Origin of the sequence: Streptomyces niphimycinicus (assembly GCF_018883605.1) — a bacterium.
In the GTDB taxonomy this organism is placed as follows: Bacteria; Actinomycetota; Actinomycetes; order Streptomycetales; family Streptomycetaceae; genus Streptomyces; species Streptomyces niphimycinicus.
Window position 1 is genome coordinate 1 of record NZ_JAHLEM010000020.1, and the last position, 23,578, is coordinate 23,578.

At 70.7% G+C, this 23,578-nt stretch carries 18 protein-coding genes and 2 pseudogenes; 10 read left to right on the forward strand and 10 right to left on the reverse strand.

Annotation, left to right across the window (positions count from 1 at the left end; all coding sequences use genetic code 11):
- Window positions 1–646, forward strand: a 646-nt coding sequence (locus KN815_RS02635) for an NAD(P)H-dependent flavin oxidoreductase (protein WP_216339760.1), incomplete at its 5' end; no start/stop codon positions are given.
- Between the two features lie 229 nt (window positions 647–875).
- Window positions 876–2,045, forward strand: a complete 1,170-nt coding sequence (locus KN815_RS02640; RefSeq protein WP_216339762.1) for an alpha/beta hydrolase family protein — start codon at window positions 876–878, stop codon at window positions 2,043–2,045.
- Window positions 2,046–2,065: 20 nt separating this feature from the next.
- On the opposite strand, the pseudogene KN815_RS02645 reads toward KN815_RS02640, so the two are convergent.
- A pseudogene (locus KN815_RS02645) lies at window positions 2,066–2,818 on the reverse strand (MBL fold metallo-hydrolase); the annotation flags it as partial.
- A 317-nt stretch (window positions 2,819–3,135) separates the two neighbouring features.
- On the opposite strand from KN815_RS02645, the gene KN815_RS02650 reads away from it, so the two are divergent.
- Window positions 3,136–4,029 (forward strand): LysR family transcriptional regulator, encoded by an 894-nt coding sequence (locus KN815_RS02650; RefSeq protein ID WP_216339764.1) that lies wholly within the window; start codon window positions 3,136–3,138, stop codon window positions 4,027–4,029.
- Window positions 4,030–4,369: 340 nt separating this feature from the next.
- On the opposite strand, the gene KN815_RS02655 is transcribed toward KN815_RS02650, so the two are convergent.
- The 3 genes and pseudogenes from KN815_RS02655 to KN815_RS49930 form a co-directional block, all read right to left on the reverse strand.
- The gene (locus KN815_RS02655) at window positions 4,370–5,845 is read right to left on the reverse strand and encodes an APC family permease (protein WP_253208705.1); all 1,476 of its coding nucleotides are present in this window, start codon (window positions 5,843–5,845) and stop codon (window positions 4,370–4,372) included.
- A gap of 78 nt (window positions 5,846–5,923) precedes the next feature.
- A complete protein-coding gene (locus KN815_RS49925) occupies window positions 5,924–6,088 on the reverse strand; it encodes a hypothetical protein (RefSeq protein ID WP_253208706.1) in 165 nt (54 codons plus the stop codon).
- A 236-nt stretch (window positions 6,089–6,324) separates the two neighbouring features.
- A pseudogene (locus KN815_RS49930) lies at window positions 6,325–6,420 on the reverse strand (MurR/RpiR family transcriptional regulator); the annotation flags it as partial.
- Window positions 6,421–6,633: 213 nt separating this feature from the next.
- Here KN815_RS49930 and KN815_RS02665 point away from each other — a divergent pair.
- Window positions 6,634–8,196 carry an alpha/beta hydrolase gene (locus KN815_RS02665; RefSeq protein WP_253208707.1) on the forward strand — a complete coding sequence of 521 codons (1,563 nt, stop codon included), beginning with the start codon at window positions 6,634–6,636 and terminating at the stop codon, window positions 8,194–8,196.
- A gap of 216 nt (window positions 8,197–8,412) precedes the next feature.
- Here KN815_RS02665 and KN815_RS02670 read toward each other — a convergent pair whose 3' ends face one another.
- On the reverse strand, window positions 8,413–10,380 hold the full coding sequence (locus tag KN815_RS02670) for a carbohydrate-binding protein (protein WP_216339766.1): 1,968 nt from the start codon (window positions 10,378–10,380) through the stop codon (window positions 8,413–8,415).
- 238 nt (window positions 10,381–10,618) lie between these two features.
- On the opposite strand from KN815_RS02670, the gene KN815_RS02675 reads away from it, so the two are divergent.
- From KN815_RS02675 to KN815_RS02700, 6 genes are all read left to right on the forward strand, one after another.
- Window positions 10,619–11,980 carry an ABC transporter substrate-binding protein gene (locus tag KN815_RS02675; protein WP_216339768.1) on the forward strand — a complete coding sequence of 454 codons (1,362 nt, stop codon included), beginning with the start codon at window positions 10,619–10,621 and terminating at the stop codon, window positions 11,978–11,980.
- Complete coding sequence (locus KN815_RS02680) at window positions 11,977–12,903, forward strand: carbohydrate ABC transporter permease (RefSeq protein ID WP_216339770.1); 927 nt, start codon at window positions 11,977–11,979, stop codon at window positions 12,901–12,903. Before KN815_RS02675 ends, KN815_RS02680 begins: the two co-directional genes overlap by 4 nt.
- Window positions 12,900–13,727 carry a carbohydrate ABC transporter permease gene (locus tag KN815_RS02685; RefSeq protein WP_216339772.1) on the forward strand — a complete coding sequence of 276 codons (828 nt, stop codon included), beginning with the start codon at window positions 12,900–12,902 and terminating at the stop codon, window positions 13,725–13,727. Before KN815_RS02680 ends, KN815_RS02685 begins: the two co-directional genes overlap by 4 nt.
- A gap of 2 nt (window positions 13,728–13,729) precedes the next feature.
- A complete protein-coding gene (locus KN815_RS02690; RefSeq protein ID WP_216339774.1) occupies window positions 13,730–15,496 on the forward strand; it encodes a glycoside hydrolase family 36 protein in 1,767 nt (588 codons plus the stop codon).
- A 2-nt stretch (window positions 15,497–15,498) separates the two neighbouring features.
- Window positions 15,499–16,488 (forward strand): LacI family DNA-binding transcriptional regulator, encoded by a 990-nt coding sequence (locus KN815_RS02695; protein ID WP_253208708.1) that lies wholly within the window; start codon window positions 15,499–15,501, stop codon window positions 16,486–16,488.
- Window positions 16,489–16,719: 231 nt separating this feature from the next.
- Window positions 16,720–17,781, forward strand: a complete 1,062-nt coding sequence (locus KN815_RS02700) for a fatty acid desaturase family protein (protein WP_216339802.1) — start codon at window positions 16,720–16,722, stop codon at window positions 17,779–17,781.
- Window positions 17,782–17,944: 163 nt separating this feature from the next.
- On the opposite strand, the gene KN815_RS02705 is transcribed toward KN815_RS02700, so the two are convergent.
- The 5 genes from KN815_RS02705 to KN815_RS02725 are packed head-to-tail and all read right to left on the reverse strand — an operon-like array spanning window position 17,945 to window position 23,501.
- The gene (locus KN815_RS02705; RefSeq protein WP_216339778.1) at window positions 17,945–18,688 is read right to left on the reverse strand and encodes a response regulator transcription factor; all 744 of its coding nucleotides are present in this window, start codon (window positions 18,686–18,688) and stop codon (window positions 17,945–17,947) included.
- A gap of 52 nt (window positions 18,689–18,740) precedes the next feature.
- Window positions 18,741–21,401 (reverse strand): ABC transporter permease, encoded by a 2,661-nt coding sequence (locus KN815_RS02710; RefSeq protein ID WP_216339780.1) that lies wholly within the window; start codon window positions 21,399–21,401, stop codon window positions 18,741–18,743.
- Window positions 21,398–22,174, reverse strand: a complete 777-nt coding sequence (locus KN815_RS02715; protein ID WP_216339782.1) for an ABC transporter ATP-binding protein — start codon at window positions 22,172–22,174, stop codon at window positions 21,398–21,400. The genes KN815_RS02710 and KN815_RS02715 overlap by 4 nt, the downstream gene beginning before the upstream one ends.
- Window positions 22,171–22,875, reverse strand: coding sequence for an ABC transporter ATP-binding protein (locus KN815_RS02720; protein ID WP_216339784.1), 705 nt, complete (start codon window positions 22,873–22,875; stop codon window positions 22,171–22,173). The genes KN815_RS02715 and KN815_RS02720 overlap by 4 nt, the downstream gene beginning before the upstream one ends.
- Window positions 22,875–23,501 (reverse strand): hypothetical protein, encoded by a 627-nt coding sequence (locus tag KN815_RS02725; RefSeq protein ID WP_216339785.1) that lies wholly within the window; start codon window positions 23,499–23,501, stop codon window positions 22,875–22,877. The genes KN815_RS02720 and KN815_RS02725 overlap by 1 nt, the downstream gene beginning before the upstream one ends.
- Window positions 23,502–23,578 lie beyond the last annotated feature (77 nt).

A 23,578-nucleotide genomic window follows, 5' to 3' on the forward strand; every position in this document is an offset into this window, starting at 1 on the left:
CATCCGCGCGTCCGGCACGCTGCTGATCATTCAGGTAACCGATCTGGAAGAGGCCAACCGGGCGGTCGACGTGGGCGCCGATGTCATCGTGGCGCAAGGCACCGAAAGCGGTGGGCACGGGGCCCGGAAGGGGCGTTCCACCTTGCCGTTCGTGCCGGTCGTGGTGGATCTGGCGGCACCGGTGCCGGTACTGGCGGCCGGTGGCATCGCCGACGGCCGCGGTGTCGCGGCGGCCTTGGCACTGGGCGCCGCGGGGGCGCTCGTCGGTACCCGCTTCCACGCCACGGCTGAGGCCCTGGTGGCGCCCTCGACCGCCAAGGCGATCGTCGAGGGACAGGGCGAGGACACCGAGCGCAACAGGGTGCTCGACATAGCCCGAGGTTCCCGGTGGCCGTCGAAGTACACCGCTCGCACCCTTGGCCACCCCTACCTCGACCAGTGGCGGGGCAGGGAAGCCGAACTCGCGGCGGACCCCAGGGCCAGGCAGGACTATCAGCGCGAGGTGGCGCAGGGAAACATTCCCGCACTGCCGATGTGGGCCGGCGAGGCCATCGATCTGATCACCGACCTGCCATCCGCGGCCGACCTCGTGGCCACCTTGGCCGCACAGGCCGAAGACGCACTCGACCGTGCCGGAGGACGCTGACCCCAGTGGAGCCGGCGGGGCTACCCGTGCTGGTGGCCGCAGTGACATGAGGCAGCCGGGCGCAGCGGGCATCAAACGGGGGACGGTCTCCGTCATCCGGGTGGTTCTCTGCCGCCCGCTCGGCCGCCCGCTCGGCCGACGCCCGGTGGCAGCCGGGAAGATCGTGTGTACACCTGTCCCCGGGACGGGACCGGGCGGACGGTTCCCACGGCGGAAGGGGTGGTCGACGGTGAAATTCCTCTACGAGGACGAGTCCTTCTCCTTCGAGGCCCTGCGCGCCGCGGGCTACGCCGCCTATGGCGGCGCCGACCTCGGCGAGGCCCTCGTCACCTGCCGGCAGATTCCGGAGGGAGACGAGGATGCCTGGTCGGCCCAGTGGGCCGCGACGGCGGCGCGCGTCGAGCGCATCGGCCGGGACGCGCTGGCCGCCGGTCACCGGGTCAGCGCCCGGGAGGCCCTGCTGCGCGCGTCCAACTACTACCGGACCGCCGACTTCTACCGCCGCGAGAATCCCGCCGCCGACGCCGAGTCGGCGCGGCTCGCCAAGGCATCCCAACAGACGTTCGCCGACGCGGCCGCCCTGTTCGACCCTCCGGCGCGTGCCCTGCGCATCCCGTACGAGGACACCACGCTTCCCGGCTACCTGTTCCTCGCCGACGATTCGGGCACCCCGCGCCCGACCGTGCTCTTCCACGGCGGGTACGACTCCACCCTCGAGGAGAACTATCTGGCGCTGGCCGCGGGCGCGCTCCGGCGCGGCTACAACGTCATCGCGTTCGACGGCCCCGGTCAGGGCAGCACCGTCCGCGAGCAGGGCCTGCACTTCCGGCCGGACTGGGAGGCCGTGGTCACCCCGGTCGTCGACTTCGCGCTCACCGTGCCCGAGGCGGACGCCGGGCGACTCGTGCTGATCGGTATGAGCCTCGGCGGCTACCTCGCCCCGAGGGCGGCCGCCTTCGAGCACCGCATCGCCGCGTGCGTGGCGTACGACGGCGTCTACGACTTCCACGCGGTCCTCGCCGCTACCGCCGGCCGTGCCGTGTCGACGCCCGGCGGTATGGAGGCGTTGATGGCGCGGAACACCATGGTGCGATGGGTGGTGCGCAACGGCCGGTGGACCTTCGGTGTGTCCGATATCGACGGCCTGGTCAGGGCGGCCGAGCCGTACACCATGGCGGGGATCGCCGGTCACATCACCTGCCCGACACTCGTACTCGAAGCCGAGAACGACCAGTTCTTCGAGGGGCAGCCGCAGCGTCTGTTCGACGAGCTGACCTGCCAGAAGGAGCTGATCTCCTTCCGTGAGGACGAAGGCGCGGGCGAGCACTGCCACGAGGGCGCGCTCTCCCTGTTCCACCAGCGCACCTTCGACTGGCTCGACACCCTGCTCACCGGCTGACCCCCACACCGCGGTGCGGTTCATACACGGCCGCGGCGTCCACCGGGTGCAGGGGCAGGGACACGCGGCGACTGGTGTCCACCGCGCGGGCGCTGGAGGCGGCGGGCGCGTTCGCCGTGCTGATCGAGAGGACGTGGCGGCGGGGCGGTGTGGGTCGGTGGTGCCGCCGCCGGCGACATCCGCGGCACCATCACCCGCACGCGGGCGGCGTCGGCCAGCCACTGCCGGGCGTGGAGGTACGGCTCGACCTCACCGGCCGGGATGCCGCCGCGGATCATCAGGGCGAACGCGAAGATCCGCCGGGCCCCGTACCAGACGGCGCCCGGGTCGTCGACGAGACGCTGAGCGCGGCGCAGGGCACCGGCGAACGCGGCGCCGGGGTCGACGGGTACCGGGCCGTGGGAGGGCAGGATCACGCGCGGGTCGAGGTCGGCCATCCGCTTGAGGGAGGCGAGCGCGGTGGCAGCGGCCTCGGGGCCGTCGAGGGCGAGGTTCACCCAGCCGACGTCGTAGTCCGACAGCGCATCCCCGACCACGAGCAGCCGCTCGTCCGGCTGCCACAGCGCCAGGTGCCCGGGCGTGTGCCCGAGGGTGCGGGCGACCTCCCAGTCGGCGTCGCCGAGCCGGAGGACCTGCCCGTCGTCGAGGGAGACGTCCACGGTGTACGGGGCGACGGGCTGGTCCAGGTACTCGGCGGCGCAACAGCCCGGGTCGCGGCGGAGTATCGCGTCGGCCTCCGGGGCCCCGGCCGCGAAGTAGCCGCGGCGACGGGTGAGACGAGCAGCGGCTCACCAGCCGCGAGGCCCGCCTGCCGGCAGTCCGCCGGGGGGCAGGGGGTAGTTCCGTTCGCCGCTGAAGACCTCGGCCGCGTACGGGGGGCGCAGGTGGCCAGTACCTCGACCACCGCCTCACCGCCGCCGGCCTCGGGGTCGGGCATCTCCCGCGCCGTGAGCGGGGCGCCGAACTCCGTCAGTACTGCTGCTCGCATGCGATGACCTCCATCTTCGTCCGGGTCCGTCGGCATCGGCACCAGGGATCCAGCACCCATGCGGGAAGCGACGATCCAGCATCTGTGGTATGCGTAGGCCGCATGGACATCTCCAGTACGGGGCTGCGGGTCCTGCAACAGATCGCGGAATCCGGCAGCTTCACCGCGGCAGCAGCCAGGCTCGGCTATACGCAGTCGGCGGTCTCACGACAGGCCGTCTCGCTCGAACGGAGCGCGGGCACCACCCTGTTCGACCGCCGTCCCGACGGGGTGCGGCTCACCCCCGCGGGTCTGACCCTGCTGCGCCACGCCCGCACCATCCTGGACTGCCTCACGGCGGCCGAGTCCGACCTCACCGGCACCGTCCCACGGACCGAACTGGTGCGGCTCGGACTGTTCCTGAGCGCGGGCGCCGTCATCCTGCCCGCCGCGCTCACCCGCCTCACGGCAACCGACCCGCAGATCACGGTCACGACGACCGAGGGCACCACGCCCACCCTGATCCGGGCGCTGCGGGCGGGCTCGATCGATCTCGCCGTGCTGACGTCCCGCCCGCCTCACCGGCCCGTGGACAGCGAGTCGCCGCGCCTGCACATCGAGACCGTCGTGGACACCGAACTGGTCCTGGCGACGCCTTCGACCGGGAAGTTCGCCGGCCGCACCACGGTGCATGTCGACGAACTGGTCGACGCCGCGTGGATCGCCACCCCGTCGTCGAGCTCCGAGCCACTGCTCGGCGTCTGGCCCGGCCTGCCGGGGCGGCCGCGCATCGTCCATTCCGCGCGCGACTGGCTGACGAAGCTTCATCTGGTCGCCGGCGGTTTCGGGGTGACGACGGTGCCGTCCCGGGTCTCGCCGGTGCTACCGCCCGGGGTGAGCCTGGTGCATGTCGAAGGCGCGCCTCCTGAGATCCGCCGTGTTCTCGTGGCGCGCCGCCCCGGCCGTTCCACCCCGGCGATCACGGCCGTCACCCGAGCGATCACCTCGACCGTCTGACACGTGCCGCCGGAGCGGTCGGCCGACCCCGGTCACCGTCCGCGCGATCACCCCCGTGCCCCCTGGATTCATCGATGCCGCCGGCTTGCCCGTCGCGCTGGACCTGTTCGCATCAGATGCGATTCGTGCCAGTTCGCGGATACGCCAGAAACCCGCGACGGAATCACGAAGCCCATACCGGTCGGCCGGAACGAGGAGATCGCGAGGTTCGCGGGGATCCAGCCGGTGCCGCCGCGCAGCACCGCGTCGTGTGCGGCGGATGGCACTGACCTGCCCCGCCCCAGGCCGGCCAGGTCACATGTGGCGGCGAAGACGGTGGTGGCGCTGTCGGCGGGGAGTGTCATGAGACCACCTTGGTGTTGTCGGCGGTCGGCTCGGGGCCCGGTTCAGGTCCGACGCCGGTGTCCCCGTTCAGCTCGCTGGTGAGGCGGGTGCCGATGCGCCGTGCGAGCGAGGGAGCCAGGAGGACGATGGCGACGCCGGTCAGGCACCAGGCCGCGGCGATCCAGGGAAAGTAGGTGTAGGGCGCGCTGAGCCCTGCGGACTGCTTGAAGAAGACGAAGCAGAGGTAGCCCAAACCGATGAGGGGGATGGGGAGTTCGCGTCGGGGGATGTTGCCGCAGCCGGAGAGCGTGAAGGCGATCACGCCGGCTCCGGCGAGGGCGTAGACCACCAGGACGCACAGCACGCCGATGGTCGCGAACCAGTAGTAGGTGTCGAATGCGGAGGTGCCCACGCCGTACATGACCAGGGTGAACGTGATTCCCACGCCACCGCACAGCCACAGGGCCCCGGTGGGGGCGCCGGTGCCGGGGTCGGTTCGGGTGAGCACCGGCGGGCCGAAGCCGTCGCGGGCCAAGGCGAACACCATGCGGGACGCGGCGGCGGAGGAGGACAGCGCGGCGGCGAAGGCGGAGGCCACCGCGGTGAAGGCGACGACGAGCGAGAACCAGGTGCCTACGTAGCTGTCGGCGAGGGTCACCAGCGCTGATTCCGCACCGGCGAACGCGCTCACCCCCTTGTCGTCGGTGCCGAAGCCGATGGTCTGGACGAACATCATCAGGACGTACAGAACACCGGTGAGCAACACACTGCCCGCCAGGGCACGCGGGATGTTGCGCCGGGGGTCGTCGGTCTCCTCGCCCAGGGACGCGCATGCCTCGAACCCGGCCCAGGACAGAAAGGCGAAGACCGTCGCGGTCATCACGGCGCCGTAGGTGGCAGCGCCGGGTGTGAACACCGACAGGTCGAACGACTGGTGGCGGGGGGCCGACCCGGTGCCGGTGCGCCCGATCACGACGACGGCGAGCAGCAGCATGGCCACGATGCCGATGCCTTCGACGATCAGCAGGGTACGGGCGGTGCTCCGGGTGTCACGCGAGTTGAGCGCGGTGACACCCAGGCCGGCCGCGATCGCCACGGCGGCCCAGGGGCCCGTGGACGTCATACCGAGGGAGTGCAGGAACGCGTGGGCGAAGACACCCGTCGCGGCGAGGGTGCAGACGAGGAAGGCCAGATAGGTGCCCAGCAGGGCGAAGCCGCCGAAGAAACCGGCGCGGGGCCCGATGGTCGCCCCGGCCAGGGCGTAGACGGATCCGGCGTGGTGGAAGTGCTGGGTCAGCCGCCAGAAGCCGTAGCCGACGACGGCGACACCGAGGAGACCGAGCAGGAAGACGAGGGGCACCGCCTTGCCCACGGTGGCCGCGACCCCGGCCCCGTTGAGACCCATGGCCAGGGTGGGACCCATGAGGCCGACGGAGAGGGCCAGCGCCTCCCAGAGGCGCAGTTTGCGTGGCGGATGAGGATGACCGGGCACGACGTACTCCCGAACAGAAGGAGGCCGCATGACCGCGGCCCGGGGACACCTCATGAAATATTCATTACATGCGGCAAGTCAACGGTGGTGCTGAAGTAAATCCTTCACGAGGAGTCCCGGGTCCCGCTCCGCAAGGTTGTCCTCCGCCGCTCGCATCCGCTCCTCGGCCGCCGGGTCCAGGCATGCGCGCACGGCGGCGACCAGGGTTTCCACCAGTGCCACGGGGGCCACGATGCTGTCCACGGTGTCGTCCTGCTAGCGGCGGGAGTCGAAGACCACACACACGTCTCGCCGGCCCACATCGACACGGAACCCCGCGTCCCGTCCCGGGGTGGGGGTGTACACGATCGTCCCCGGACGCAGGGCACCGCGTGATCGGCCTCCTGCTCGGGAAGGGCGGCGAAGGTCTGCGCTTGGCGCGCCTGCGCCTCCTCGCGCAATGACTGCTGGAACCGCCGATAGCCGTCGAATCCGAGCCGTGCGACAAAGCGTACGACGGTGGGTGCGCTGACCCCGGCCCGGGAGGCGAGCCCCGACGCGGAGTTCAGCCCGGCGGCCGGGTAGTCGGCGGTCAGCTCTCCGCGCTGTCTGACGCGACGATCCGTTGCACACGCGCGGGCGCCGAGGAGGCGCCCGAGCCTTCGAGGGGAGTGCCCCGACGTCCGCCTGCCGGAGCTGGGAGGTCATGTGTCGGTGGCGCTGGAATGCGCGCCTCCCTGCGGCACGCTGTTACCTCGCCATCATGTGGCCACCAAAGCACCATCACATGGGGCCGCGATCCTGACGCCATGAAGGATTCGAATGATCTTCCCGGAGCGAACGAGGCCGGTCCGGCGGCATCCTCGCGCAGGCGGCGCACGGTCCGCCTCACCTATGCGTCGGCGGCCGGGCTCCTCGCCACCTCGCTTCTGATGGTCCCGCAGTTCGCGTGGTCGAGCACGAGCGACAAGCCGAGCGCGGACCCGGCGCCGACGATCCACTGGTCGGCCTGTCCGAAGGCCGAGCCGCCCATGCCCGACCCGAGCAGGCGAGCGCAGTGCGGCACGGTGCGGGTGCCGGTCGACTGGGCACAGCCGGACGGACCGACGATGAAGATCGCGGTCGCCCGCCAGAAGGCCACCGACCCCGGCAAGCGGATCGGGGCGCTGCTGTCCAATCCGGGCGGGCCCGGAAGCACGGGTCTGGACGACGCCTATTACGCCGATAGCCCGGTCGAGGGCTACCCCAAGAGCATCAGGGAACGGTTCGACATCATCGGCTTCGACCCGCGCGGCATCGGACGCAGCGGAGAGCTGCGGTGCGATGACCGGCTCGCCCGGAAGATTCCCACCCGTCCGAAGAACGCCTCCGAGTTCCAGCGCATGCGCGACCTGAACAAACGGCTCGCGGACAGTTGCCGCGAGCGCAGCGGCCCCGTCGTCGGCCATATGGACAGCGAAAGCGTTGCCCGCGACATGGACGCGATCCGTACGGCCCTCGGCGAGCGGAAGATCAGCTTCCTGGGCCACTCCTACGGCACGCGCATCGGTGAGCGCTACGCACGTCTCTTCCCGCGGAATCTCCGGGCACTGGCCCTCGACAGCGCCATGGACCCCTCCCGGCCCGGAGCCGAGCGCTACCTCATGGACGGCACCGCCGCCGCCGACAGCGCGCTGCGGGAACTGGCGAAGTGGTGCGACAAGGATGTCTCGTGCGCCCTGAAGGGCAAGGACGTGGCGGCCATTGTCCGCAGGCTGTTCGCGCGTGCGGACGCGGGCACCCTGTTCGAGCCCGGGCCGCACGGCCCCACGCGGAAGAAGGTCACCGCCCACCGGCTGTCCGGCTTCCTCTACGGCTACCTGAACAAGTGGAATCCACAGACCACCGCTGAGCAACTGGCCGCACTGCACAGCGGCAAGGGGAAGGTGTACTGGATCGACGACTCCTCCCCGGAGCTCGCCTGGCGCTCGGTGATCTGCCGCGACGACAACCTCCGGCTGCGCGACTACGCCGACTATCGCGCCCTGCTCCACCGAGCCGCCGCCGAGCACCCCAACGTCCGCTACAACGCCCAGGCCCTGGATATGATCCTCGGCTGCCAGGGGTGGCCGGTGGAAACCAAGCCGCAGCCGGCCCAGAACGAGGGCACCCTCCCGCCGGTCCTGGTGGTGAACGCCGGACACGACCTCGCGACCCCACTGGCGGGCGCCCGGCGCATGGCACGGGAGTTCCCGAAAGGGAGGCTCGCCGTCCTCGACGGGGTGGATCACTGGCTCTACCGCAAGTGCCAGTCTCCCCTCCCGGCACGGGCGATCGACACCTACCTGCGGACGCTGAAGACCCCGCCCCCCGGCACGGTGTACCACTCTTGAGGGCGTTGAGCCGAGCTCGCGCCCGCGGCACCGGGCGCTCCTGGTCGCCGCAGGCTCCTCGGCCGGGGGCACCGGCCGAGGAGGAGCTCGGCCCGCCGCCGGACTTCCCCGGGATCTGAGGGGTCCGACCCGCGGCAGCGCCCCCGCCCGTGGAGCGGGCCGCCGCACCGGAGAAGGGCGGCATCCGGTGCGGCGGCGGTTCGGAGGGACGGGAGGTCAGCCGACCCGGACGGTCCTGGACGTTCCGGGGGCCACGGAGACCACGGCGTAGGTGTAGGTCACGCCGTCCACCGTCTTGGTGCGTACCGGGCGCTTCTTCCCGTCGACCGTGATCCGGCCGTGCTTGCCGGGGAATCGGGCCTCCCAGGTGTAGGCGGCGCCTCCGGAGGTGTGGGCGAGGGTGGAGGAGGTGGTGCCGTCGTGACGCAGGCTGAAGGTGCTCTTGCCGATGCGCAGATGGTCCAGCTTCAGCCAGTCCATCCCGCTGGGCAGCCGTGACTGGGTGGTCAGGGAGCGACGGGGCGCGTCGGGCGCGACGCCCATCAGCCCCTGGACCGTCTGGCTCAGGAGGGTGAAGGACACCTCGGGGTAGTCCCCGTTGGGGCCCTGGCGGCTGACGGTGTGCTGGGCGTTCCGCTGGTCGTAGATCTGCCGCATCCACTTCCAGGCCGTATCCGCGCGGTTGTGCCGGAAGAAGGTGTCGGGGAGGTAGGTGAGGGCCTCGATGTTCCCGGGCCTGCCCGAGCCGCTCGCCTGCTCGTCGATGTAGTCGAGGTAGGCGTCGTTGCGGGGGCCGGGGTCGATGATGCCCTTCATCGGCATGAACCAGCTATTCTCCTTGCCCCAGCCGGTGAGCGCCGTGCCATCGGTGCGGTAGGCGCGCACCATGGACGCGCCCGATCCGTCGCCGCTCCAGGTGGCGTTGAAGTACTCCTTGAGCTGCTTGGCCCGTTCGGCGGACGCGGCCGCGAGGGCGCGGTCGCCCTTGTCGCGTGCGAGCTCCGCCAGCGCGCGGTACGCCTGGTACTGCGCCGCGATGGCGTCTCCGGCTTCGGCGAGGTGTTCGTTGCCTTCCTCGTTGTAGCTGGCGGCTCCGGCGAAGATGCCCTTCCCCGTGCCCTCGGCCACCTTGACCTTCCCGTTGTCCTTGGTGCCGTCGTGCAGGTCGACGAACTCCTTGGTCGCGTGGCGGTAGTAGTCCCAGAAGGTGGTGTCATCGAGGTAGGCGCGATCGCCGCTCCAGCGGTAGGCCTCATTGGCCTTCTCCACCAGTTCGAAGGTGGCGGGCACTTCGCGGACGAAGTTGTCGGGGCCGTGGTAGTCGATCGCGTGCGCGGTGGTGGTGTCGAAGTTGAGCGCCCAGACCGGGTAGTAGCGGTGCTCGGCCGTGGCGGAGGCGGCGTAGGAGCGGAGCATCGCCTTGTTCTCGGCGCCGAGTCCGAGGACGGCGGCTCCGCCGAGCTGGTGGGCGAAGTCGCGCGAGTAGTACGCGCTGCGGTGGGCGTAGCCGGCCCAGTACGCGGGGCCGTAGGTACCGGTGCCGGTTCCCGACCGGTTGTTCTCGTCGACGTTCAACGGGCCGGTGGTGCCGGGGAGTTGCACCCAGCTATTGGCCTTCCGCTTCGACCAGGTGAACATCTCCACGATCTGCGGGTCCGAGGAGCTGATGGTGGGGTCCACCGGGGATGACGGCGACACCATGACGTCGTCGGCGTTGACCCAGCCGTCGCCGGACTCGAAGGCGATCTCCAGTTGGTCGCCGGAGGCCAGGGCGACCCGGCTGATGGTGTAGCGGGCGTACGTCGGGCGGCTGGGCAGCGCGACGGAGTCCATGACCTTTCCGTTCACCCGCACCGTGAAGTGGGCGCCGGGCCCTCCGGTGGCGATCCACGTGGAGAAGTCATAGGTGCCGGACCGGCGGGCCGTGATGGTCTGGGACGCCTTCTTGCCCGGCCCCCCGTCGAGGTAGAGCAGCCGGTTGCCGCCGTGGGGCAGGTTGGTGGCGGTGCCCGCGCCGGAGGTGAGGGTCCAGCCCGTGCCCTCCTGCTCGAAGCCGGGGTCGGTGACGGTCAGCGGGCCCGGTGGGGTGGCCGCGGCAGACGCCCCTCCCGTCGGCAGAAGCGTTACCGCGAGCACACCGAGCGTGGACAGCGCGGACAGTACGGACAGGCGGGAAGGTCTCATCTTTCGTTTCTCCCGGTCGTCATGGGCGTGGACGGGAGCCGGGCGGCCCTTGGGGCGGTGACGCTAGCAATCGGCCATCAGGCTTGCAATGTGTATGCGCATGCTTTCTTTGATGACCTCAAGAGAAAAAATAAAGTGTGCAGAAAGATTGCAGTGATTCCTTGCAAGTACTACGTTCCCGGCATCACCTCTCGCGCCACGGCGCGGCTGTGCGCGCAGCCGCAGACAGGGATCAGCCATGAACGTCTCGCCCGTGAACACCCCCCTCGGCATCGATCGCCGAAGACTCCTCCAGCTCGGCGGCGCGCTCGCCGCCGCCACCTCGCTCGCCGCGTGCTCCGGCACCGGCTCCGCCGGGACCGGCGGCGCGGGTGACAAGGACAAGGCATCCATCACCGTCTGGAGCTGGCTGGAGCCGGCCAAGGCGCTGAAGGCGATGGTGCCGGAGTTCCGCAAGAAGCACCCGGGCATCAAGGTGACCGTCCAGGACATCGGGAACCCGGCCATCTGGGACAAGATCACCACCGGCATGGCGGCCGGAGGCGAGGGGCTCGCCGATGTGCTGCACATCGGCGTCGACTACCTCCCCGGCTACGCCGAGAAGTTCCCGGACGGACTGGCCGACCTGGGCGGGCTGGGCGCCACCAAGTACCGCGGCGCCTTCGCCCCGGGCCTGTGGCGCACCGTCTCCCCGGACGGCAAACGGGTCAACGCCCTTCCCTGGGAGGCCAATTCGGCGGGCTTCTGGTACCGCGCGGACCTCTTCGAGAAGGCGGGTGTCGATGCGGGCGCCCTGGCCACCTGGGACGACGCCATCGAGGCCGGAAAGAAGATCAAGGCCAAGACCGGCATCCGCCTGATCGGCATAGACAAACCCGCTTCCCAGGCAGATGCCGCGAACTTCTTCCAGATGCTCCTCCAGCTCCAGGGCACCTTCTACTTCAACGCCGACGGTGACATCACGCTCGACTCCCCGGAGGCGGTGCGTGCCATGAAGATCATCAAGCGGATGAACGACGCCGGGCTGGTCAGCGACTTCTCCGGCGGCTGGAACACCATGGTGCGATCGCTGAAGAAGAGCACCGTCGCCGTACACCCCTCGCCCACCTGGTTCGGCGGTGTCATCGAGCGCGAGGTGCCCCAGCAGAAGGGCAAGTGGCGCGTCCAGTTGCCCCCGGCCGTCCGCCCCGGCGGCTCCCGTTCGGCCACCGTCAACTCCACCCACCTCGCCGTCGCCGGCAGCAGCCCCCACCAGGCCGCCGCCTGGTCCTTCGTCGAGTACGTCCTCACCCGCCCGGCCTCACAGGCGAAGATCTACCGGAGCGCGGCCATCGCCCCGGCCCTGATGGAGGCATACGACGACGCCGCCTTCCACCAGCCGTCGGCCTACTTCGGCGGACAGAAGCGAGGAGAGGTCTTCCTCAAGGCGCTCAAGGCGCCCTCCCCGGCGTTCAACTACTCCGCCGACTACGCCCGTGCGCTCAAGGTGGTCACCGACGCACAGACCAAGGTGCTGCTCAAGGGTGCCGACCCGGCCGATGTGCTGGGCGATGCCGCCGACCAGCTCGGCAAGCAGACCGGACGGAAGATCGTCCGATGAGTGCGGTCCTCCACAAGGCGCCGGCGGCAACCGCCCCCGCCAGAGCGGCCCGAGCGAGGAGGAGCCGACCGCGCGGGCGCCTCGCCCCCTACCTCTTCATCCTGCCCGCCCTCGTCCTCTTCGCGGCGTTCAAGCTCTACCCCATCGGCTGGTCCTTCGTGCTCAGCCTCCACAAGTCGGTGGGCGGCACCGACACCTTCGTGGGCGCCGACAACTACCGGCGGCTGATCGACGATCCGCTGTTCTGGACCGCGCTCAAGAACACCGCCGTGGTACTCGCCGTCCAGGTCCCGGTGATGCTGGCCCTCGCCACCGGACTCGCCGTCGCGCTCAACTCAACGCTGTTGCACGGGCGTTCGGTCTTCCGGCTGGGCTTCTTCCTGCCGATGGTCACCGGTCTGGTGGCCTACGGCATCGTCTTCTCCGTCCTCCTCCACCAGGAGTACGGCCTGGTCAACTGGTTCCTGGAACTCCTCGGCAGCGACGGCATCCCCTGGCTGACCGACCCCCTCTGGGCGAAGATCTCCATCGGCCTCGCGCTGACCTGGCACTACACCGGCTACAACGCGGTGATCCTGCTGGCCCGGCTGCAAACCGTACCGAAGGAGCTGTACGACGCCGCCGCCGTGGACGGAGCGGGCCCCTGGCACACCTTCCGCCATGTGACCCTGCCGGGGCTCCGCCCCGCACTCCTGCTCACCACGGTCCTCTCCACCATCGGCACCCTGCAACTCTTCGACGAGCCGTACGTCCTCACCAAAGGCGGCCCGGACAACGCCACCCTGACCATCGGCGTGTACCTCTACCAGACCGCCTTCAAGTACTTCGACTTCGGCTACGCCTCGGCCATCGCCTACGCGCTCGCCGTCCTCATCGGAATCCTCGGACTGATCCAGTTCCGGGTGCTGGGAGACAAGTCGTGAGACCCGCACAGCGCCGCCACGGCATCCTGCTGACCTCCTCGCTCGCCATCACCCTGGCCGCGGTGGTCATCCCCCTCTACTGGCTGATCGTCGCCAGTACCCACAGCAGCAACGAGATCTTCGACAGCCCTCCGCCCCTGCTGCCCGGCGGCCACCTCCCGGAGAACCTCGACACCCTCCAGCGGACCGCGTCCTTCGGCCGCGTGGTGCTCAACTCCACACTGATAGCGGCGATTTACACCCTGTGCGCCGGCGCGGTGTGCACCCTCGCCGGATACGGCTTCGCCAAGTACCAATTCAAGGGACGCGAAGCGCTGTTCGGACTGCTGATGCTCGGGCTGGTGATCCCGCTCCAGGTGACCCTGATCCCGCTGTTCAAACTGATGGCGCAGCTCGAGTGGCTGAACACCTACCAGGCCGTGATCATGCCGAATCTCGCCCTTCCGTTCGGCATCTTCCTGATGCGCCAGTCGATGGCCGCCCTCCCCGACGAGCTGCTCGACTCGGCCCGGATGGACGGCTGCGGCGAGCTGCGGCTGTTCTGGAAAGTGGTCCTCCCGCCGATGAAACCCGCCCTCGCGGCACTCGCCATCTTCCTCTTCCTCTACCAGTGGAACGACTTCATCTGGCCGCTGATCGTGCTGCGCGACAGCCAGTCGTTCACCATCCCCGTGGCCCTCGCCGCCCTCCAGGGGGTCAACGAGACCGACTACGGGGCCCTCCTCACCGGTACCGCCGTCGCCGCGGTGCCGATGGCCGTCGTCTTCCTCGTGCTGCAACGCCACTTTGTCTCCGGCCTGCTGGCCGGTGCCGTGAAGGAGTGACCATGTCCCACGCGACCCACCAGGCCGTCACCACCGCGGAGCTGGCTCCCGCCGCCTGGGAGCCGCTGCTCGACGGAGTGAGCATCGCCGTGCCGGCCACCGGCGCGGACGTCTCCTGGGACCTTGTGGAGGAGCCAGGAGGGCCCAGCACCCTGTGGCTGCGGGCCGACGGCGTCCCCATCGAGGTGCGGTTCTCCGTACCTCTCGGGGACGCCGCCGGATACTGGCATCCGCGCGTCGGATGGCATCGCACCCTGCCCGCCGACTGGGAGGGGCGGTCGGTGGCGTCCCTGGTCGACGGACACGCCGCGGGGTGTCTCTACGACCACTCCGGCGCCACCCTGCTGACCTTCGCGGCCGTCGATCCGGTCCCGGAGATCAGCCTGCGGTTCGGGGTGTCGGAGGAGAACGACACCTATGTCGTCCATGTCCATCTGCCCGCGTCGGACGGCCCGCACCGGTTGCTGCTGGTACCGCGCGCGGAGTCGGTCGCCGCGGCGCTGCGCGTCCTGCGCGCCTGGTTCACCGCCGAGGTGGCGGCGCTGCCGGTGCCCGACAGCGCCCGTACACCCGTCTACTCCACCTGGTACGCCTTCAACCAGCAGGTGGACGCGGAATCCGTGGAGACCCAGGCCCGCCTGGCCGCCGAACTCGGCTGCGGAGTGCTGATCCTGGACGACGGGTGGCAACGCCACGGCCACGGGCGGGGCTACGCGGGCTGCGGCGACTGGGAGCCGGACGAGTCCAAGTTCCCCGACTTCACCGCACATGTCGCCCGGGTCCGCGGCCACGGGCTGCGCTACATGGTCTGGATCGCCCCGCTCCTGCTGGGCCCACGGGCCGCATGCCACCAACAGTGGGCACCGTACGCCACGCGCCCGGCCACCGTCCCCGGCGCCGCCGTCCTGGATCCCCGCCACCCGGAGGTGCGCTCCCGGATCGTCGAGAGTTGCGTACGCCTGGTGCGCGACCACGGACTCGACGGTCTGAAGCTGGACTTCCTGGACCAGGCCATGGTGTACGCGGGCGACGGCGCCGGGGACATCGGAGCGGCCATGGCCCTCCTCCTGACCGACCTGCGGTGCGCGCTCCAGGCCGTCCGCCCCGATGTGCTGCTGGAACTGCGCCAGCCGTACACCGGTCCCGGTATGGCCCCGTACGGCAACATGATGCGCTCCGTCGACTGCCCGGCGGACGCCACCGCCAACCGGGTCCGCACCATCGACACCTCGCTGCTCACCGTCGGCGGCGCGGTCCACTCCGACATGCTGCTGTGGGATACCGGCGCGCCGGTCGAGGCCGCGGTGCGCCAGCTCATCGGCACCCTCCACTCCGTACCGCAGCTTTCGGTGCGGCTGGACCGGCTCCCCGCGGGCCACCGTGAGGCGATCGGGTTCTGGCTCGCCGAATGGAGCCGTCTGCGTCCGCAACTGCTGGACGGAGCGGTCGAACCCGGGCGCCCCGACGAGCTCTACACGCTGGTCCGTTCGGCCGCCGATGGAGTGTGCGTCATCGATGTGCACAGCGATCGCGTCGTGCCGCTGCGGCCCGCCGGGCAGCACGAGATCGTGCTGGTCAACGCGGGCCCGGCGGACCGGCTCACCGTGGCGACAGGGGAGGACTCCCCCACCGCGGACATCACGGTGCACGACCCTCGTGGCCGTATCATCGACCGGTGCCGACGGGTGCTCACACCCGGCTTGCACACGGTCCCCGTACCGAGCATGGGACTGGCCACACTCCGGATCAGGGAAGGCGGCACACAGTGAAGGTGGGGATCACCGAGGTCGCCACGCTGGCAGGGGTCAGCGAGGCGACCGTCAGCCGTGTGATCAACCGGCGGCCGGGCGTCTCCAAGAAGACCCGCGACACCGTCGAGCGGGCCATGGCCGAGCTCGGCTACGAACGCCCGACCCAAGGCCAGCTAGTCGCCCTGCTCACCGAGCACGTGTCCAATCCGTTCTTCGCGGACGTGGCCGAGCGGATCGAGTCCTCGCTCGCGCCCCACGGCCTGAAGACGGTGGTGTGTCCCGCGTTCCCCGGCGGTGTCCAGGAGCGCGACTTCATCGCCTCCCTGGTGGACAAGGGCATCGCGGCGGTGGTGTTCCTCTCCGCGTCGAACACCGTCGAGGGAGCGGACCTGGAGACCTACGAGATGCTGCGGACGCGCCGAATTCCCTATGTGGCCATCAACGGCGAGTTCGCGGACGGTGTGCCCGCGCCCGTGTTCTCCACCGATGACGTCCTGGCCGCCGAACTGGCCGTCGACCACCTCCATCGGCTCGGACACCGCAGGATCGGCATGGCCTCCGGTCCGGTGGGCAACCACCCGGCCGACAAGCGGGTCCAGGGATTCCGCACGGCCATGGCCAAGCGCGGCATCGAGGACCCCGAGCGCTGGGTGATCCGGCAGTCGTACACCGTCGAGGGCGGCCAGTCGGCCGCCACCACCTTGCTCGGCCTCGGTGCCACCGCGATCGTGGCGGCGAGTGACTACATGGCGCTCGGCGCCATCCGCGGGGTGCGGCGGCAGGGCCGCTCGGTGCCCGAGGACATCTCGGTGGTGGGATACGACGGGACGATGATCACCGAGTTCGTGGACCCTCCGCTCACCACGGTGCGTCAGCCCGCCGACCGGCTCGCGCTGGAAGTCGGCCGTACGGTGCTGGCGCTGGTCAGCAATCGCGATGTACCCACCGGTGAGCTGCTGTTCGACCCCGAGCTGGTGATCCGCGCCAGCACGGGCCCGGTTCCCTCCTGACCGCGGCGCTTCCTGACCACGGCCACTTCCTGACCGCGGCGGTGGCAGCACCGCAGGCCGCGTCGGACGGTCGGGACACCGGGAGTGGGAGAGGTGTAGCCAGCCCCCCTGTGGAACCCGGGGGCTGGCCCCCCTTCGGTCGGGGTGGTGCCGCCATAGCGCCGATCGGTCTTCGGTCCGTACGTTTTTGCAGGTCAGAGTGTTATGACCGATACAGGACCGGAGTCCTTCATGCCTCAGGCCACCGTGCCGTCCGAGCCCCGCGCACTCGCCCGCGGCACCACGCCACAGGGGAGCGAGTTCGCTCCCCTCCTGAGGGAGGTCAGGAGGCAGGGGCTGCTGGAGCGCCGCAGGGGTTGGTACACGCGGATGATCACCGTGAACCTCCTCGCCCTGGCCGCCGTGGTGACGGCGATCCCCCTCGCCGGGAACACCTGGTGGTCGCTGTTGCTCGCCCCGCCGCTCGCGGTCCTCTCCGCCCGCACCGCCTTCGTCGGCCATGACGCCGGACACGCCCAGATCGCCACCGGCCGCCGGGCGAACCGGGCCCTCGGGCTCGTCCACGGCAATCTGCTCCTGGGGATGAGCTACGCCTGGTGGAACGACAAGCACAACCGGCACCATGCCAACCCCAACCACATCGAGAAGGACCCCGACGTCGGCGTCGGCGCACTCGTATGGACCGCGGAGCAAGCCGCCGAACGCCGCGGTTTCGCCCGCTGGGTGACTCGCCATCAGGCCCGGCTGTTCTTCCCGATGCTGCTGCTCGAAGGCATCGCTCTGAAGGTGAGCAGTGTCCGGGATCTGCGACGGCAGCCCGTTCGCGAGCGGGCCGTCGAAGGCGCTCTCCTGGCGCTGCACGCCATCGGCTACGGAGCCCTGTTGCTCACCTGTCTGCCGGTGGGCAAGGCCATCATGTTCGCCCTGCTCCACCAGGCGCTCTTCGGGCTCCACCTGGGTATGGCCTTCGCCCCCAACCACAAGGGCATGGAGATGCCCGACCCGGCGGACGAATGCCGCTGGGGCCATCTGCGCCGACAGGTCCTGACGTCGCGCAACGTGCGCGGCGGTGCGGTCACGGACTGGGTGCTCGGCGGACTGAACTACCAGATCGAGCACCACCTCTTCCCGAACATGCCCAGGCCCCATCTCAGGCTCGCGCAGCCGCTGGTGCGACAGCACTGCCACCTCCTCGGGCTGCCGTACGCCGAGTCGGGGCTGCTCGACTCCTATCGACAGGGGCTGCGGCACATGCACACGGTCGGCCGTGCGGTGCGTAATCCAGGCCGCTGACCAGGCCAGATAGCGAAACGATACTGGAGTACCAGGTGTGCTGTCCGGGGACGTTGTGCCCACCACCGCCCGGTCCACCACCTGAATGGGAACGAACCGGACCGTCCCGGCCTGCGCCGGTCATTCACACCTGTCTCGTACCACGTCGTGGAACGCCAGGCCGTCAGTTGCCGTCCAGCGGCCCGGGTGGGTCGAGCCGGTAGCCGTGTCCCCGCAGGGTGGTGAGGGCGGGCAGGGCGACGGGCGGGTATGCGGAGGCGGCCGCCTGTAGTCGGCGGCGCAGGGAGGACATGGTGACGTCCAGCGTCTTGGTCGGCCCGAACCAGTTCTCGTCCCACACCTCCGCCATGAGGGATTCGCGGGAGACGGCCTCCCCCGGATGCCGGACCAGGATGGCGAGGAGTTCGAACTCCTTGGGGCGCAGTTCGACCTCCCGATCGCCGAGGAGGCAGCGGCGTGCGGTGATGTCCACGGTCAGATCCCCGATCCGGATCGGTTCGCCGGGCCCCGCCGGGGCGGGCGGGCGGCGGCGGAGATGGGCGCGGAGGCGGGCGAGCAGCACGGTCAGGCTGAAGGGTTTGACCAAGTAGTCGTCGGCGCCCGCGTCCAGGCCCACGATGACGTCGATCTCCTCGCTGCGGGCGGTCAGGATGAGGATGAGGACATTGGAGTGCTCGTCGCGCAGTTGCCGGGCCACGTCGATGCCATCCATGTCGGGGAGGCCGAGGTCGAGCAGGACGACGTCGGTGGGGAGTCTGGCGGCCTCGGCCAGGCCGGAGCCGCCGGTCCGGGTCCAGTTCACGGCGTAGCCGTGGGAGCGCAGACCTGCTTCCACATGCCGCCCGATGACCTCGTCGTCCTCGATGAACAGTACGGATACCGCGTCCTTGGCTCCTGTCGTCCGCATGCTCCACAGCGTAGGGCGGGTGGCTGTCCGGGGGCGCGCGGACCGTCCGCTGTCAGAGTTCACGCAACTCTTCCACGGCCGGCCGGCTGGATCTGCGGACGCCGCTCAGGGCTGCGCCGACGATGGCCGCGAGGGCTGCCGTCAGGGTCAGGGCGAGATACGGCCAGGGCACGGCCACGGTGTCCGGTGGTGGATCGAAGACACCGGTGAGCACCTTGACAAGCATCTGGGTCAGGGCCCATCCGATGAGCGCGCCTCCGGCCAGCCCCGCCGCGGTGAGTACGGCGGCCTCGCTGAAGACCAGTCCCTTCATCTGCCTGCGGGTGGCGCCGAGGACGGTGGCGATGGCGAAGGTTCGGCGGCGTTCGGCGAGGCCGAGGGCCAGGACGATGCCGCCCGCACCGGCTGCCAGCAGGACCGCGAAAGCGAGTTCGATCCGGGTGAGCCCGGACAGGTCCACGGAGGTGAGGCTGGAGCCGACGGCCGAGCGGGTCTGGGTGATGTCGGTGACCTTCGCGGTGGTGCCGAGCTGGTGGCGCAGCCGGGTGGCGACGGCCTTCTGGTTGCCGCCTCCGGTGTCGACCAGGAAGGTGCCGACCGCGTTGCTGCCGGTGGTCTTGGCGATGTAGCCGGCGTTGGCGACGAAGAAGCTGTCGCGTGGTGCGGTCGGGAATTCCTTGACGACGCCCGCGTAGTGGAACGGCACGGTGTGGAACGTCTTGGTGCGGGCGTCTTGGAGCCGCAGCTTGAGGGTGTCGCCGGGGGCTAGCTGGAAGTCCTTGACGGTCTCCTCGCTGACCAGGAGGGAGTCGGGCCGGGTGGCCAGTTTGGACATCAGGCTCTTGGCGCTGCCACCGCTGAAGTAGGCGTTCTGGAGGGAGGTGGCGGAGGTGATGGTGGACGGCCGGACCCCGTACAGGTCCTGTAGGTCCGCTCCGACGTAGGCGAACCGGTGCTGGAGCGGTTCTACGTGGCGCACCCCCGGGATGGCTGCCAGAGGGTGGGCCGCGCTGGGCCCGGCGTGGGAACCCGGTGACTCGGTCACTGTCACATCGGCGCCGTTGGTGAGCCGGGCGTCGACTTCCGCCTGTTGCCGGTAGGTGGAGTTGAACGAGGCGGTGGACACGGCGAAGGAGAGGGCCAGCGCGAGCAGGACGACGGCCCGTGCCAGCGGACGGCGCTGCCGGGACAGACTCGCCGCGGTGGTTCCGGCCAGGGTGCCGGTCAGCGGCCGGACCAGCCGGGCGAGTGGGCGGCGTCCGTGGGCGAGGGTGAGCGTCACCAGCCGCCACAGCAGCAGGGCGGAGCCGAGCCAGAGGAGGGCCGGGCCCAGGAAGGCCCAGTAGGACACGGAGATGGTGGGGACGCCTTCCGGCGCCAGGACCAGGGAGTAATTGTTGGAGCTGGACGCGCGGAAGACGAAGTAGGAGAGGGCCAGCAGGAGGAGGTCCGGGTAGAACTTCATCCAGCGTGGGGTGCCGGCCCGGCCCACCACCCGGCGGGCCTCGGCCACGGTGCCCTGCCGCAGATCGCGCACCGCGGGCACCAGGACGGCCACAGCGGCGATGACCAGCCCCAGCAGCAGGGCGAGCGCGAACCAGCCGACCGCGGAGGTGGCGGTGGAGCCGAAGGACGCCGTGCCGAAGGCGGCCCGGCCCACGCCCGCGGCGATGCCGAGGCCCAGCAGCCCGCCTGTCACACCGACGGCGGCCGCCTCGGTCACGGCGAGGCCGGCGATCTGGCGGAGGCCGAGCCCGCGGGTGCGTAGCAGGGCCTGTTCCCGCCGGCGCCGGTCGGCTCCGGCGCCGGCCACGGCCGCCGTCAGCAGGGCGGCCAGCACCGCCCCGGGTACGCCGAGGAAGAGGAAGAGGATCTGGGCGTAGAGGGCGTCCTGGCGGGCGCTGTCGAGCGCGGCGCCGAGGTTGTCGCCGACCAGCCCGCCACCGGCGGTGCGCGCCTCGGTGTTGTGGGCGGCGCCGGTCACCGCGGTGTACGCGGCGGCGGGGTCGGCGGGCAGCCGGGCGTCCCGGGCGACATGGATCTGGGTGGTGACCGCGGCCGGGTCGGCGGCCTTGATGGGCGCCGTGGTCCTGGTGAACTGCGCGGCGGGCAGCAGGATGACGTTGTCGGGTGGCGCCGTGGGCTGGGTCTGGGGAGGGGCGCCGACCTTCTGGAAGAGGGAGTCGGCCTGGGGCAGGTCGACCACTCCGGCCACCTTCACATGGGCCGGTCCGCCTCCCGGACGGCCGATGGTGACGGTGTCCCCGGGGGCGACATGCAGATTGGCCGCGGTCTGCTGGGCGATGAGCACCCCGGAGGCGCTGCCCGTGAGCTGCCGGATCTCGCCGGGGAAGGCGGTGCGGTAACCGGGTGGCAGGCCGAGCACGACCCCTGGGCCGGTGCTCTGGGTGGATCCGCCGGTCCTGGCGTGGAAACCGGTGCTGTGCGCGAATCCGACGGGGAGCGCGGTACGTGTGCCGGGCGCGGACCGTACGGTGTGCAGCACCGAGGCGGGTTTGGCGCCCGGCTGGACCTGGACCTGCCAGCCGACCGCGACCGAGCGCACCGCGCGGTCGGTCATGGTGGACTTGGAGGCGGTCAGAAAGGAGCCGAGCGCGGCGACCAGCGCCACGGCGAGCGAGATGCCGAGCGCGGCGGCGAGGAGCCGGCCACTGCGGCGCCGGACGAGCCCGGACAGCCAGGTGATGATCACGACGTCTCTCCTCGAGTCTCGGACGTCTCTCCTCGAGTCGCGTTCGGCCGCGCCCGCGGCGCGGTGCGCGGTCCGGAGGCGGCGGGGGCGGGGGCCGTGGCGACCAGCCGCCCCTCATGCATGGGCCAGCGCTCGGTGAGGCGTTCGCCGACGGTGGAATCGTGGGTGGTCACCACGAGCGCGGCGCCGAGTTCGGCCGCCGTGTCCAACAGAACGTCCACCACATGGCGTCCGGTGGCGCGGTCGAGCGCTCCGGTGGGTTCGTCGGCGAGGACCACCCTCGGGCGCAGCGCGAGCACTCGGGCCACCGCCACCCGTTGCGCCTGTCCACCGGAGAGTTCCTCGGGCAGCTTGTCGGCGAGGTCCGCGACGCCGACGGCGTCGAGGGCGGACAGCGCGCGGCGGCGGGCCTCGGACTCCGAGGTGCCCGACAGGACCAGCGGCAGTGCGGCGTTCTCCACCACGTCGAGGGCCGGGATCAGGCTCGGGGACTGGAAGACCACGCCGATGTCCCGGGCCGTGGCGGGGCGGCCAAGGGCCGGCCAGCCGATCTTCCCGCTGGTGGGCCGCTCCAGCCCGGCCATCAGATGCAGCAGCGTGGACTTTCCGGACCCGGAGGGGCCCATGATGGCGATGCGGTCGCCGGACCGCACCTGGCAGGTGGCACCGTGCACCGCCACGACGGCGTTCTCGCCCCGGCCGTAGGTGCGGGCGGCTTCGCGGCAGTCGATGAGGGTGTCGACGAGGGTGGTGTCGGGGCCGGGGGCGTTCACGGCTGGATCCTTCCGTCGCGCAGCACGAGCACCCGGTCGGCGAAGCCGACGACCTCGGTGTTGTGGGTGACGACCAGAACGCCGCGACCGGCGTCGGCCCGGCTCTTGAGCAGGTCGAGCACACGCCGTTCGGTCCGTCCGTCCAGTTCGCCGGTGGGCTCGTCGGCGAGGAGCACATCGGGGTCGTTGGCCAGGGCGACGGCCAGCCCCGCACGGGCCAGTTCGCCGCCGGCCAGCTCATGCGGCAGGGCGTGGGCCCGGCCGCGCAGGCCCACCCCGTCGAGCAGGGCGGCGATATCGGACGCAGCGCCACGGCGCCGTCCGGCGGCCGCCTGGGCGAGGCGGATGTTCTCCCGTACGTCCAGGTGGGCGATGAGGTTGCCGGACTGTAGCAGGACACCGATGCGGCGGGCGCGCAGCCGGGCCCGTTGAGCCTCGGGGCGATGGCTGATCCGCTCCCCGCCGACGTGGACAGAACCTCCGGCCGGTTCGTCCAGCCCGGCCAGGCACGCCAGCAGGGTGGACTTGCCCGAACCGGAAGGTCCGACGACGGCGACGGTCTCGCCGCGCTGGACATGGAGGGAGACCCCGCGCAGCGCGAGGGTTTCCTCCTCGCCGGTGCGGAAGAACCGGTAGAGCTCCGTGGCGTCGAGGGCGGTCGCCCCGTCGGCCCGTGCGGCTGCTGTGGAGGTGGTGGTCATCACTGCCACCGGAGCGAATCGCTGACGATGCGCCAGGGATCGACGTTGTCGGCGCCGGTCGGGCCGGTCAGGGTCAGGACGACCTGCCGGCCGTTATGGAAGAACACATACCGCTCCACCGAGTCGCGCACGCTCTTGCCGGTCACCTGGTTGGGGGCCGAGTCCGTCCGGTAGGTGATCAGGACGGCCTGTCCGGCCTTCCGGTGGACGGTCGTGACGCCGCCCAGGGCGAAGTGCGCGGCCTGCTTGCGGAGGGCGGGGACCATGCCCGCCTTCACCGACTGGACGGTGGGCGCGGTCCCCGTGGAGCTCTGCGAGACCTCGACCTTGTTGAGCTTGTCGCTGAAGGTGGTGGTGCCGTGGGTGGAGGAGCGGGCCCAGCCCTCCGGGACCTTGACCGTGAACCCGGCGGCGGGCGGCCGGTAGGCGACGTAGACCTGGTTGTCGGGGATGTCGCCCGGCGGGTTGGACTCGATGGGGGCCGGGCCGGTCCGCTGGGTGGACGACGAGCCGGAAGGGGCCTTGGAACCCCCGTGGGAGCCTCCGCCGGAGCCGGAGCAGCCGGCGACCACCGCGGTGGTCAGCGCGACGACGGCGGGCAGGGCGAGGATGGCTCGCTTGTTCATGGTGTCCTCCACATAGGCGAACCGCTGGTGGTCTCCGACGCTAGGGAGGAGGCGGTAAACGCTCGCCATGACGACGG

Bases quoted from the DNA above. Each gene is read 5' to 3' on its own strand.
- KN815_RS02690 (WP_216339774.1), top strand. From the start codon at position 13,730: ATGTCCCACGCGACCCACCAGGCCGTCACCACCGCGGAGCTGGCTCCC.
- KN815_RS02670 (WP_216339766.1), bottom strand. From the start codon at position 10,380: ATGAGACCTTCCCGCCTGTCCGTACTGTCCGCGCTGTCCACGCTCGGT.
- KN815_RS02665 (WP_253208707.1), top strand. From the start codon at position 6,634: ATGAAGGATTCGAATGATCTTCCCGGAGCGAACGAGGCCGGTCCGGCG.
- KN815_RS02680 (WP_216339770.1), top strand. From the start codon at position 11,977: ATGAGTGCGGTCCTCCACAAGGCGCCGGCGGCAACCGCCCCCGCCAGA.
- KN815_RS02725 (WP_216339785.1), bottom strand. From the start codon at position 23,501: ATGAACAAGCGAGCCATCCTCGCCCTGCCCGCCGTCGTCGCGCTGACC.
- KN815_RS02705 (WP_216339778.1), bottom strand. From the start codon at position 18,688: ATGCGGACGACAGGAGCCAAGGACGCGGTATCCGTACTGTTCATCGAG.
- KN815_RS02700 (WP_216339802.1), top strand. From the start codon at position 16,720: ATGCCTCAGGCCACCGTGCCGTCCGAGCCCCGCGCACTCGCCCGCGGC.
- KN815_RS02650 (WP_216339764.1), top strand. From the start codon at position 3,136: ATGGACATCTCCAGTACGGGGCTGCGGGTCCTGCAACAGATCGCGGAA.
- KN815_RS02675 (WP_216339768.1), top strand. From the start codon at position 10,619: ATGAACGTCTCGCCCGTGAACACCCCCCTCGGCATCGATCGCCGAAGA.
- KN815_RS02720 (WP_216339784.1), bottom strand. From the start codon at position 22,875: ATGACCACCACCTCCACAGCAGCCGCACGGGCCGACGGGGCGACCGCC.